This is a genomic window from Methanobrevibacter sp., from assembly GCF_045126245.1.
GTDB lineage: Archaea > Methanobacteriota > Methanobacteria > Methanobacteriales > Methanobacteriaceae > Methanocatella.
The window spans coordinates 1-12,105 of sequence record NZ_JBGVOG010000080.1 but is presented as its reverse complement, the minus strand read 5'-3'; the positions used below and the strand labels follow the sequence as shown (position 1 = coordinate 12,105).

Here is a 12,105-nt window from a genome sequence, read left to right as displayed (position 1 = left end):
ACTATTTGAAAATTTGTCCTTGGAATTTATACACGTCACAGCTTTCATCCATCCAGCTGTCGGCGCTGATTCCTGCTTTCATGCAGGTGTGTTCTAAGAATTCTTCAACAGTAAAAAGATTTTCTGTTGCCACTTGCGGAAGCAATAATCCTCTTGAATATCCTTTTTGAATAATCAAACCATCTGTTCCGATTTCAATTTCATCAAAATATTGGTTCGGATGGGCTACTTCAATCAGTTCAGGTTTTGTCAAAACTGTAACTTCCAAATCAAGTATAGGATATTCGTCTTTAGTCACGGCACTGAATCTTGGATCGTTGAATGCAGCCGCAATAGCAACATCTATTGTTGCAGCAATTGCGCGTTCAATTGGTTCAGCATATCCAATGCATCCTCGCAGTGCATTATTTTTATTTAATGTTACAAAAACTCCTAATTTTTCATCTAATTCAATCGGATAATCTTCAGGTACTTCTAATTTCTCTTTTGTTTCTATATAATGTCCAATCGCATCTTTTGCTATTTTCACTAAATATTGCCCAGCTCTATCACTTATCATTATCCCATTCCTCCAACTATTGCATTTAGAATTCTTGTGTGTGGACCGCCATCTCCAACAGGTGCGGTTTGACCATCTTTTCCACAAAAACCAACACTTAGCTTAAAGTCATTTCCAATGGCGTCAATGTTTTTAAGGGTTTCCAATATGTTTCCAGATAATGAAACATCCCTTAAAGGTGTTGAAATTTCACCATTTTCAATCAGATATCCTTCCGCAGCATTGAATTGGAAAATTCCCTTACCTGTATCCACCTGTCCGCCTCTGGAACCTTTCAGATAAATTCCGTCTTGTATGTCTTCAAATAATTCTTCAAAGCTATTGTCTCCAGGCTGCAGATATGTATTGCTCATTCTTACAATTGGCTGGTCCGCTATTATTGACCTTGCATTTCCTGAGGATTTCATTCCTAATTTTGATGCTGTTTCCCTTGAATTTAAAAGGGAAATTAATTTCCCGTCTTTTACCAGCTGATTTGGTTTGGTTTTAACTCCTTCCACATCATATGGGTAGTATCCGAATCCATCCTTTCTGCTTGCATCATCAAATATGTTTACAATGTCTGACGCGATTTTATCCCCCATCTTGTCTTTTAGGATTGAATCGTTTTGAAGTATCAAATCTCCTTCAACGGCATGTCCCAATGCTTCATGGATTAAAACTCCTGTTAACTCGGGGTCAGCTATTACGGGGAAAATTCCGGATGGTGCTGCTTCAGCATCAAGTAATCTCACAGCCTTTTCGCCGATTTTTCGACCGAATTCTTCAATATCCTCATCAGCTATGACTTCAAATCCTTTAACTCCTCCAAGGCTTCCATGACCAAATTGGATAATTTCACCATCTGTTGCAGATGCGTTTAAGGCCATTCTCACTTTGCTTGTGATTGTCTGAATTTGACTGCCTTCGCTGTTCATGAACAGTTCATTTATTTCACCATCTGAATAGCTTACGGTGGTACTGTTGACCTTTTCAATTGTAGCAGAATCATTTGCATCTTTCATGATTTCTTTTTTCTCTTCAATTGAAATATCTTTAAAAGGTATTTTAACATCAACAGCCACCTTATCTTTAATTATTTCACTTTCACTTAACTTGACGTCTCCTGTAAGTGAATTTGATAATTGGATGGCAGTATCTGTTATTTCATTTAATTTTGATAAATCTGTAGTATATGCAAATCCCCATGCTCCATTTTTCAACACTCTTATTCTGGCTCCTAAGCTCATTCCGGTGTTGATTTCATCGACATCTCCGTCTTTCATCAATATGGAAGTGTTATCACTTTTTCCGGCTCTGATGTCTATGTAATCTACTTTAGGGATTGTTTGTGTAATAATCTTTTCGAATAAATCAATGTATTCTTCCATTCTATCCCTCATTATTATTAATCTAATATTTATATTGGAGTACATCTATAATAAAATTTATTTATGTGTTGAAGTATAATATAACAATTGACATATTATAATTTGAAATTTGGTGATTGAATGGTTATTATTGTTGGTACCGGTGCTGGAGGAGCTATTATAGCTCGTGAACTATCAAAAGAAAACATACCAGTTACTATTATTGAGAAAGGACCTTATATAAAATCGGGTGAAGCATTTAACTATTATGATGAGTACAATGATTCTGTGGATTTACTAACAACCACATGTATTGGTGGGGCGACAATCGTGTCAATGGCAAACATGGTTAGAGCCCTTGATGAGGAATTGCACGAATTCGGCATTGATTTAACTGAGGAATATGATTATGTTGAAAAATTGGTTGGAGTTCACCAACTTGACGATTCGCATATTGGCAGAGGAACACAATTGTTTTTGGATGCAGGTCATGAATTGGGCTTGAACACACTCAAAATGCCTAAAGCTATTCGAGAGGAGGATTGTGTTCAATGCGGCAGATGTGCATTTGGTTGTCCGGCTGATGCAAAGTTTTCAGGAAAGGACTTTGTTGATGAAGCGGTTGAAGCTGGAGCTAAATTAATAACTGACGCTGAAGTAATTGAAGTAATATCTGAGAATAATAAAGTAAAAGGTGTTTCTTACATTAAAGATAATAAAAAAGAATCAATTTACGCTGATACTGTAGTTTTATCTGCGGGAGCCATTGGAACTACATTGATTTTAAGGCAATCAGGAATTGAAGATGCAGGCAGCGAAATATTCTTTGATCCATTTGTTAGTGTTGGAGGATATCTAAAGGATATAAATTTCAATACTGAAGTTCAGATGGCGGGATTGGTAATAGGTAAAAACTTCGTTTTATCCCCGCATTTCTCATCATTCATTAAAGGAAATATTGATGATAAAAAAGTTGACGATAAAGACATTTTAAGCATCATGGTCAAAACCGCTGATGAATGCAGGGGTTATGTCGATAGCGAAGGTGATGTAATAAAAGAGAACACCATCCAGGATATCCGATATCTGGCAGAAGGAGTGGCTACTGCAGGATTTATTCTTGAAAAGGCAGGAGTTGACCCATCAACTATCGGTTCTACAGTCTATAGGGGAGCACATCCTGGAGGAACAGCTAAAATAGGAAAAATAGTTGATTCAAATCAGGAAACAGAAATCGATGGTTTGTTTGTAAGTGATGCAAGCGTATTGCCAATATCACCTGGAAAACCTCCAATACTGACAATTCTGGCATTATCTAAAAGATTGGCTGATTATCTAAAAAATAAATAAAGAAGATTATTCGAATTGCTTATCGATATCTTCTGTTTTTATAAGTTTTTCACAGTAATGGCATCTTACAACGGGAGGATATTTATTGATTACATTAAAAATTGGTGTAATAGGTTCATTTTCGTAATTTGTAATGCATTTCGGATTGGTGCATTTTATTATTGATGTAATCTTATCAGGCAGTATGATTTTGTCTTTTTTGATAGTTTCATAATTCCTGATGATGTTGATTGTAGCTTTAGGAGCAATTAACGCAACTTGATTAAGTTCTTTGTGATCCAATTCTCGGTTTTCAATTTTTACAATATCCTTTCTGCCAATTTCGGCAGATGAAACATTCATGGCCACTGTGACATTATGTGTTTCAGCATCAGGAAGATCTAAAATTTTAAGAATGTGTAGAGCTTTATTGGCAGTGATATGGTCAATAACTGTTCCATTTTCAATAGCTTTAATCTTTAATTCTGATTTTTTGTTTTTTGTCAATTTTATCTACCTTTTATACATTTTTAAGTCTTTCATTTCAATAATTGCTTCGGTATCGTTAACTAATTTTTCAGGGCTTTTGCCTTTAGTTTCAATTGTAAAACTTTCAATGACTCTCGCCCCACGCATTTTAACTTTCTCTTCAAGTCTTGCAATATTGCTGTCTCCTCGACTGCTGTCCATTGTAGCAAATAGGACAACATCCTTTCCGGTAAAGTTGCATCTGTCAATAATGGTCAGTATCGCCGGTGTCGGATTTCCCGCCCAGGTAGGAGTTCCAATGTATATTGTATCAAAATTTTCCAAATCAACTCTTGCAGGGTAGATGTCTGTTTTGTTTTCTCTAAATGCATTTATGGAAGCCAATAACCTATTTTTAAATCCGTCACGATTTTTCAAATCATGGATTTTAAGTAAACTTCCGTCCAAGTTTTCGGCAAGCGTTTTTGCAACTGTTTCTGTTGTACCTCCCTGTGAGTAATACATGATTAATGTTGCCATTTTCCAATCTCCTTTTTATTTAAGGATGAAGGCCGAAGTGAGTTAAGCCAGTTGTCTCATCAATGCCAAGTAAAATGTTCATGTTCTGGATGGCCTGACCGGATGCGCCTTTAACAAGGTTATCGATAGCGGATAACATTACAACTCTTCCGGTGTCATCTATTTCAAATCCTCCAATGTGAACAAAGTTGGATCCCCTAACTGAGCTTAAGTGAGGTACTTCTCCATCATCCATAAGTTTGATAAAGTATTCTTTTGAGTATTGCTTTTCATATAGCTTTCTTAACTCTTCAGGAGTGATATCTTTATTTTCATCATTTAAAAAGCTATGGCTTGTTGTCTGAATTCCTCTGTTCACTGGCACCAGGTGCGGTGTAAAGGAAACTTTAACTTCATCAAATCCATGCAATTCCTGTTGGATTTCAGACATGTGCCTGTGTGATGAAATCTTATATGGATTGACGTTATCTGCAATGTTAGGATAATGTGTAGTTGCAGACGGATTTACTCCCGCTCCGCTCACTCCAGTTTTTGAGTCAATTATGATTCGTTCAACCAAGCCATTTTCAACAAGAGGATATGATGATAGGATTGCGCCTGTTGGAAAACACCCTGGATTTGCAACCAGGTTTGCTTTTTTGATTTCATCTCTGTACAGTTCCGGAAGTCCGAATACACCTTCATTGTCACTGTCGGTGTGTTCCATCCCGTACCATTTTTCATAGACTGCGGTATCCCTGTATCTGTAGTCTCCACTCAAATCAACTACCTTTGCACCGGTTTCAAGTATTTCCGGAACAATTTTCATTGATGCTCCATGTGGGGTTGCGGTAAATACAACATCGGCATCTAACTCAGATGGGCTCTTGTTTTTAAAGACAAGTCCTGAATCTCTAATATGGGGGTGGATTTTATGTGCCGGAGTTCCGTCGTATTGTCTTGAAGTAATGTCGGTAATTTCCACTTCAGGGTGGTTTAAAAGCATTCTTAATAGCTCTCCGCCAGTATATCCACTTGCTCCAATAATTGCTACTTTAAACATTTTAATAATCTCCTTAATCTTCACAGTTATCTAATATTTTTCCTTCAAAGTCAGTATTTTTAATTTTTTTGATAATCTTACAGCTGCTGTCCAGTTCATCTTTGTGATAAACTTTCACACGCTGTACACGTGCTTTCAGACCCCGGTCATCAATTGCCTTTTGCAGCTTTTCAACGTTATGGGTTTGGTCAGGTCCGATAGCTATAATGTCAGGGTCGATATCCTCTACTATTTTAAAGATATCTCCTTCTTCATTGCCTAAATAAGCTTCATCTACGGGCTTTAACATTTTTACCAATTCCAAACGTTGATTTTCACCGATGATGGGAACCCTTTTCCTTTTCTCTACAGTTGAGTCACGGGCTACAACAACATACAGTTTGGAATTGTATCCTCCAAGGTTTTTTGCTTCTTCTAGATAGACTCCATGTCCAGGATGGAGCAGGTCAAATGCACCGCTTGCCATTACTTTTTTCATTCAATTACCTCTTTTGGTATTTTAACGCTTCAGTTAAATCAATTTTATCAGTATAAAGTGCAGAACCGATAACAATTCCTTCCACACCGCTTTCATTTAATTTTTTGATATCGTCAATTGTTGTAATTCCTCCTGAATAAACGATAGGAATGTCAACGGACTTTTTCAAATCTTCAACAGGTTCTGTGTAAAAGCCACCTAAAAGGCCTTCAACATCGACATTTGTAAATAGGATGCTGCCTGCACCGTGTTCCTTAAACTCTTGGGAAAGTTCCACAGGGCTTTTGTCAATCTTTTCCTGCCATCCCTTGATTACAACTTTATTGTCTTTGCTGTCAAGTGAAATCATGATTCTGTCTGTTCCGTATTCCTCTGAAAGTTGGGAAATGGTTTCGGGGTGTTTGATACCCATTGTTCCAATTATGATTCTTTCAATATCCAAGTCCAATAATTGGCGAGCATATTCAACACTTCTTATTCCGCCACCAAGCTGAATCGGAACGGAAACTTCCTTAAGGATTTTTTTAATGACATCAAAACTGGCCTGTCCATTTATGGTTCCGTCAAGGTCAATGACATGGATATTTTTAGCTCCTAAATCCTCCCAGTGGCGAGCAACAAGCTCTGGATTTTCTATTTCGACCATTTCACTTCCTGGTTCGCCCTGAACGAGCTGCACGCATTTTCCATTTTTGATGTCCACTGCGGGCATTATCAACATTTCATCTTTTTTAAATGACATTTACATTTTTCCTGTACTATTTTATTATAATTTAATTATATGTTTTGAAATGTTTTATATGTATTGTTTATATCCCTATAAAATTTTTAGGTATGCCTAAATTTATATACTAAAATAAATAAAATATAAGTATAATTAAATAAAGAAGGCATATTAATGAGTACAATTATAGAATTTAAAAATGTGGTAAAGGAATATAAGTCCGGAGATCACATCTTAAAAGCTATGGATAATGTTAATTTTACAATTGATGAAGGGGAGTTTGTCGTAATCCTTGGCCCGTCAGGAGCAGGAAAATCAACACTTTTAAACCTCCTGGGAGGTCTTGACAGCGTAACCTCCGGTCAAATCATTGTAAATAATCAGAACGTGGAAAGTTTCAACGATAATCAGCTAACTGAATACAGGGCAAAAAATGTCGGTTTCATATTTCAGTTCTACAACCTGATTCCGAATTTGACTTCACTGGAAAACGTTGAGCTAATGAAGGACATTGTTGATGTGGATATTGACGGGCTTGAAGTTTTAGACTCCGTTGGGCTTAAGGACCATGCCAGCCAGTTTCCGGCACAGTTGTCCGGTGGAGAACAGCAACGGGTTTCTATTGCAAGAGCAGTAGCCAAACAACCGACCATGCTTTTGTGTGATGAGCCGACAGGAGCACTTGATTCAAAAACAGGTGTGCTAATTTTAAATTTGCTCCAGGACATGAGCAATAACAGGAATACTACTGTTGTAATTGTAACTCACAATGCAATACTTGCCGAAGCGGCCGATAAGGTTATAAGAATTAAGAACGGCCAGATAGAAAGTATTGCTATAAATGACAATCCTAAAAAGGTAACTGATTTGGAATGGTGAGCATATGCTTTCAAAAAAGATGTTGAGAGACATCTGGAAGCATAAAACCCAATTTCTGTCAATTTTTTTAATGGCGTTTTTAGGAGTTTTTGTTTTTGCAGGTGTCGGCGGAGAATCAGTTGGCCTTGAAGTTAATGTGGATAATTATTATGAGGACACCAACCTTGCCGACGGTTGGATTTACTCAGCAAATCTGGATGATGATTTTGTAGATAAGGTAAACAATTTAAGCCCAACCACCCAATCGGAAAGACAGCTTGTTCTGGATTCGGTTGCAGACTTTTCAAACGATCCGGAAATTACGCTGCATTTTGTAGAAAACAATGCCCTGTCTAAGTTTTATCTGATGGATGGTGAACCTTTAAATATCTCTGACGGCGACGGCGTATGGTTGGACAAAAGCTTTGCAGATGCTAAAAACTTAAAAGTCGGTGACAAGATTACTTTTGAGTTTAACGGAATTTCTATAGAAAAGGAAATTAAGGGAATTGGATATTCCCCTGAATACGTTTATCATGCATCTTCAGCATCCATAATCCCTGACTTTAACAAGATTGGCTTTGCATACATGTCATATAAGGCATTTCCAATGGATAATGTTCCATATAATGTTTTGGAAGTAAAATTCACAGGAAGTCCAAGCGATTATAATGATTTGCTGTCCGATAAGTTGGATGGTGATTATAACTCATTTGTTGAACAATCAGAGCATTCCAGTGTAAGCCAGTTTTCTGAAGAAATGGACCAGCACAAGATGATGGGGGATATTTTCCCTGTTGTATTCATATTGATTGCAATGCTGATTCTTTTAACAACAATGACAAGAATCATTGCCCATCAGAGAACCCAGATAGGTATTTTAAAGGCTAACGGTTTTAAAAACAGGTCAATAATCTTTCATTATGTCTCATATGGTTTCTGGCTAGTATTTATAGGTTCAATTTTAGGTTTGATTGTCGGTCCTTTGACCTTGCCGCAGCTGTTCTATCCTTCAATGAGCGCTACATATAAACTTCCTTCATGGGATCCCGCATGGAGCATGAATTTTATTTATGTTGCCGCATTGATGATAATAATGTCACTGATTGTTTCATATGTTGCAGTCAGAAGCATTTCGAAGGAAAATCCTGCCGATACAATAAGGCCTAAAGCGCCGAAGATTTCCACAACAGGCGTTTTGGAAAAATTGGGATTCTGGAAGAGACTGTCATTCAATGCACGCTGGAATTACAGGGATACTAAAAGAAACAAATTCCGGGCACTAATGACCATTGTTGGTGTTATAGGATGTACTGCACTTCTGGTTTCTGCATTTGGAATGTATGACGGCATGAATGATTTAAAGGAGTGGGAATATAATCAGATTAATCATTATGACTCAAAACTTGTCATTGATGAAGAGGCGAGCATTTCTGAAATTGACAGTGTTGCCGATGAAGTTGACGGCGATAAATTGATGGAATCAGCCATTGAAATTGAGGCAGGTTCGACTAAAAAGTCAGGTTCGCTATTGGTTCTAAACGATACTGATTTGGTAACTCCTACTGATTATGATTGGAATAAAGTTGAAATTGCCGATGATGAGATTTCAATTTCACAGAAAATGGCTGACCTGTTGGGTGTTGGCATTGGCGATACCGTAAAATGGCACATCATGGGTTCAGATAAATGGGTTAATGTAACCATAGATAAGATTCACGCAGACCCGATTTCACAAGGATTTATTATGTCTAAAGATAAACTGGAAGATTTGGGACTTAATTACACTCCAACAAGCATTGTAACCAGTGAACATGTTGATAAAAATTTCTCAGCAATCAAGTCAACAAGTTCAATGAAGGACATGACCTCCAGCTGGGATGAGCTAACAGAATCAATGTGGCTTTTGATTTACATATTGATATTCTTTGCAAGCCTCTTGGCGGTTGTTGTGCTTTATAATCTGGGATTGTTGTCATTTACAGAAATTGAACGTGAAATTGCAACCCTGAAGGTTTTGGGTTTCAAAACAGGTGCCTTAAGGAAGTTGCTCTTAACACAGAACTTATGGTTTACAGCTATTGGATTTATATTGGGCCTTCCAGTGGGTTATTATATTCTGGCCATAATGTGGCAATCCTCAGGCGATTCATTTTATGTATTGCCGTCCATATCAATAACAAACTTCATCTTGACTGCCGTAATAACATTCACTCTGTCAATACTTGTGAATTTGATGTTTTCAGGTAAAATCAGGAAGTTGGATATGGTTGAATCACTTAAGGGTGTTGAATAGGTTTTATACCATTCACCCCCATTAGTGACAAAATGTTTAAAAAGATGTAACTTAGATTATTATTTAGGTGATATGATGGTTGAAGTTACTTCCAAGTCAAAATATATGGACCTGCTGAATGAATATCCGTTGCTTAAGACAGATCTTGTCAAGAGGAACCATAAGTTCAAATTTTTAGTTACACCCATGGGGAAAATTTCCCTATGGGAAGCCAATCTTGAGGAAGTTAGCCAGCATGCTGAAATGAGTGTTGGTGAAACAGTTTCCCTTTTCAGTGAGCTGATTAACTCATATTAATTCTTTTTTTAGCTGTTTGATGTATATCTATGTTTTCAATCAATCTATTTTGAAGAAATGCTTGGTGTTAATGTGAAATACTCCTAAAAAATCTATCATTTTTATGTGGAACTGTCTTTTTAATGATGCATGAAATCAATTTAGTTAGGTTTTTTATGTTTCAGTTTCTAATATTATATTATGTCACTTACTCGAAAAATGCTGAGGGATATAAAAATCAATAAAACACAGTTTATTGCGATATTTCTAATGGCATTTTTAGGCATTTTTGCTTACTGTGGAATTTATGGTGAGTATTATGGGTTAGTGCAAACTTCCGATGAATATTATAATGTTACCAATATGGCGGATGCTTGGATTTACAATACTAATTTTGATAATGCTTCAATCGATGAGATAAGTGAGTTTACAACACAAACTGAAAGACAGCTGGTTGTTCAATCGGTAGCTGATTTTGATAACAAACCTGACATCACGCTGCACTTCGCTGAAAAGGGAGAGATATCCAAATTTTATTCTACAGAAGGTAAGGACTTTGATGCATCAGATGACTCGGGGGTCTGGCTGGATAAGCGTTTTGCAGATGAAAGGAATTTAAGCGTTGGAGATGAAATCACTTTTGAATTCAATAACATCAATATTACAAAGGAAATCAAGGGTATCGGATATTCTCCGGAATATATTTATGAATCTTCACCCAATTCTCTAACTCCTGATTTTTCACAAATCGGTTTTGCTTACATGTCTTATAAGGCATTTCCTGTAGATATTACTTATAATACCTTGCTTGTTAAGTATAATGGCTCAGATAGTGATTTTAAGGATGATCTGGATGATTCTATTGATTACCTGTCACTCACCAAAAAGGAAGACCAGATCAGTGTTGCCAAATTTGCAGACGAAATGGCACAACACAAGATGATAGGGGACGTTTTTCCAATCGTATTTATTTTGGTTACTTTTCTAACACTTTTGACAACCATGACCAGAATTGTAACTCATCAACGCACTCAGATTGGAATTCTAAAGGCAGTCGGCTACAAAGACAAAACAATTATCCTGCATTATATTTCTTATGGGTTCTGGCCGGTTTTAATAGGATCCATTTTAGGCCTAATTACAGGGCCTATGATAATTCCTCAAATGTTTTATCCGACAATGGCTGCGACTTACAGTATGCCTAGTTGGAATCCTGGCTTTGACATGAGTTTTATCTACATTTCTCTATTGCTTGTCGTATCTTCCGTTTTTGTCACATACCTGTCATGCAGAAGAATTTCAAAGGAAAATCCTGCAAACACATTAAGGCCTAAAGCTCCGAATGTCTCCTCAAGGGCTTTAATTGAAAAGTCAAAATTGTGGAATCATTTGAGCTTCAATCTTCGTTGGAATTGGCGTGATGCAAGAAGAAACAAATTCAGAGCATTGATGGCAATAGTGGGAGTGATGGGTTGTGTGGCATTATTGATTGCAGCCTTCGGCATGAATGACAGTATGGATGAGCTGAAACACTGGGAATATGATGACATCAGCCATTTCGAGTCTAAACTATTGCTTTCTAATGATGTTGACCAAATGGAAGTATCGGATATCTTAAATGAAACCAATGGCAGTTTCATCATGCAGCAAGCTATTGAAATCAAAGCAAATGACCTGGAAGACCAGGTAGTGCTTTTGGTATCGAACAACACGGACTTGATTTCCTACACAGATAAAAATAAGAATCCGATTGAAATTGATGATGGGGATGTTTCAATTTCAATTAAGCTTGCAGAGAAATTTAACTTGGCTGTTGGTGATGAGATTGAATGGCACATTGTCGGAAGCGACAAGTGGGTAGACTCAAAGATAAGCCAGATTCATGCAGAACCTGTATCACAAGGGCTCATAATGTCTCCGGACACTCTGAATGATCAGGGACTGAATTTCACCCCTACAAATATCCTGACCAAAGAGAAATTCGATGAGGACTATGATTCAATCAAATCGGTTTCAACCATCGATAAGATGAAGGAAAGTTGGGATAAGGTAACCGAAGCGGTAATGATGATGGTTTATGTGGTGACATTTGTAGCGGTTGCCCTAGCTATTTTGGTATTGTACAATTTGGGAATTTTATCATTTACAGAAATGGAGCGGGAAATTGCAACATTGAAGGTTTTGGG

At 37.1% G+C, this 12,105-nt stretch carries 12 protein-coding genes; 5 read left to right on the top strand and 7 right to left on the bottom strand.

From position 1 onward, the window contains the following. Nucleotide 1: 1 nt before the first annotated feature. Both ACJMLZ_RS06120 and ACJMLZ_RS06115 read right to left on the bottom strand, forming a co-directional pair. A complete protein-coding gene (locus ACJMLZ_RS06120; protein WP_405304568.1) occupies nt 2–559 on the bottom strand; it encodes a TIGR00296 family protein in 558 nt (185 codons plus the stop codon). Beyond that, nucleotides 559–1,929 carry a TldD/PmbA family protein gene (locus ACJMLZ_RS06115; RefSeq protein ID WP_405304566.1) on the bottom strand — a complete coding sequence of 457 codons (1,371 nt, stop codon included), beginning with the start codon at nt 1,927–1,929 and terminating at the stop codon, nt 559–561. Before ACJMLZ_RS06115 ends, ACJMLZ_RS06120 begins: the two co-directional genes overlap by 1 nt. A gap of 120 nt (nt 1,930–2,049) precedes the next feature. On the opposite strand from ACJMLZ_RS06115, the gene ACJMLZ_RS06110 reads away from it, so the two are divergent. Then, on the top strand, nt 2,050–3,258 hold the full coding sequence (locus ACJMLZ_RS06110) for an FAD-dependent oxidoreductase (protein WP_405304564.1): 1,209 nt from the start codon (nt 2,050–2,052) through the stop codon (nt 3,256–3,258). Between the two features lie 6 nt (nt 3,259–3,264). On the opposite strand, the gene pyrI is transcribed toward ACJMLZ_RS06110, so the two are convergent. From pyrI to hisA, 5 genes are read right to left on the bottom strand one after another with little or no spacing between them, the layout of a single operon-like run. Next, a complete protein-coding gene (gene pyrI, locus ACJMLZ_RS06105) occupies nt 3,265–3,744 on the bottom strand; it encodes an aspartate carbamoyltransferase regulatory subunit (RefSeq protein ID WP_405304562.1) in 480 nt (159 codons plus the stop codon). Nucleotides 3,745–3,750: 6 nt separating this feature from the next. After that, nucleotides 3,751–4,245, bottom strand: coding sequence for a flavodoxin family protein (locus tag ACJMLZ_RS06100; protein WP_405304560.1), 495 nt, complete (start codon nt 4,243–4,245; stop codon nt 3,751–3,753). 19 nt (nt 4,246–4,264) lie between these two features. Further along, nucleotides 4,265–5,287, bottom strand: coding sequence for an N-acetyl-gamma-glutamyl-phosphate reductase (gene argC / locus ACJMLZ_RS06095; RefSeq protein WP_405304558.1), 1,023 nt, complete (start codon nt 5,285–5,287; stop codon nt 4,265–4,267). 13 nt (nt 5,288–5,300) lie between these two features. After that, complete coding sequence (locus ACJMLZ_RS06090) at nt 5,301–5,765, bottom strand: FAD synthase (RefSeq protein WP_292821821.1); 465 nt, start codon at nt 5,763–5,765, stop codon at nt 5,301–5,303. Between the two features lie 4 nt (nt 5,766–5,769). Beyond that, a complete protein-coding gene (hisA, locus tag ACJMLZ_RS06085) occupies nt 5,770–6,507 on the bottom strand; it encodes a 1-(5-phosphoribosyl)-5-[(5-phosphoribosylamino)methylideneamino]imidazole-4-carboxamide isomerase (protein ID WP_405304555.1) in 738 nt (245 codons plus the stop codon). Nucleotides 6,508–6,663: 156 nt separating this feature from the next. Between hisA and ACJMLZ_RS06080 the strand changes: the two genes are divergently transcribed. The 4 genes from ACJMLZ_RS06080 to ACJMLZ_RS06065 form a co-directional block, all read left to right on the top strand. Continuing rightward, entirely contained in the window at nt 6,664–7,368 is a 705-nt protein-coding gene (locus ACJMLZ_RS06080) for an ABC transporter ATP-binding protein (protein ID WP_405304554.1), read from the top strand. Between the two features lie 4 nt (nt 7,369–7,372). Then, nucleotides 7,373–9,643, top strand: coding sequence for an ABC transporter permease (locus ACJMLZ_RS06075; RefSeq protein WP_405304552.1), 2,271 nt, complete (start codon nt 7,373–7,375; stop codon nt 9,641–9,643). A gap of 75 nt (nt 9,644–9,718) precedes the next feature. Further along, nucleotides 9,719–9,940 carry a hypothetical protein gene (locus ACJMLZ_RS06070; protein WP_405304550.1) on the top strand — a complete coding sequence of 74 codons (222 nt, stop codon included), beginning with the start codon at nt 9,719–9,721 and terminating at the stop codon, nt 9,938–9,940. 180 nt (nt 9,941–10,120) lie between these two features. Next, nucleotides 10,121–12,105: FtsX-like permease family protein (locus ACJMLZ_RS06065; protein WP_405304548.1), on the top strand; the 1,985-nt coding region annotated here is incomplete at its 3' end.

Coding starts and splice junctions, on each gene's coding strand:
- argC (WP_405304558.1), bottom strand. CDS start 5,287: ATGTTTAAAGTAGCAATTATTGGAGCAAGTGGATATACTGGCGGAGAG.
- ACJMLZ_RS06070 (WP_405304550.1), top strand. CDS start 9,719: ATGGTTGAAGTTACTTCCAAGTCAAAATATATGGACCTGCTGAATGAA.
- ACJMLZ_RS06120 (WP_405304568.1), bottom strand. CDS start 559: ATGATAAGTGATAGAGCTGGGCAATATTTAGTGAAAATAGCAAAAGAT.
- hisA (WP_405304555.1), bottom strand. CDS start 6,507: ATGTCATTTAAAAAAGATGAAATGTTGATAATGCCCGCAGTGGACATC.
- ACJMLZ_RS06090 (WP_292821821.1), bottom strand. CDS start 5,765: ATGAAAAAAGTAATGGCAAGCGGTGCATTTGACCTGCTCCATCCTGGA.
- ACJMLZ_RS06075 (WP_405304552.1), top strand. CDS start 7,373: ATGCTTTCAAAAAAGATGTTGAGAGACATCTGGAAGCATAAAACCCAA.
- ACJMLZ_RS06080 (WP_405304554.1), top strand. CDS start 6,664: ATGAGTACAATTATAGAATTTAAAAATGTGGTAAAGGAATATAAGTCC.
- ACJMLZ_RS06110 (WP_405304564.1), top strand. CDS start 2,050: ATGGTTATTATTGTTGGTACCGGTGCTGGAGGAGCTATTATAGCTCGT.
- ACJMLZ_RS06100 (WP_405304560.1), bottom strand. CDS start 4,245: ATGGCAACATTAATCATGTATTACTCACAGGGAGGTACAACAGAAACA.
- ACJMLZ_RS06115 (WP_405304566.1), bottom strand. CDS start 1,929: ATGGAAGAATACATTGATTTATTCGAAAAGATTATTACACAAACAATC.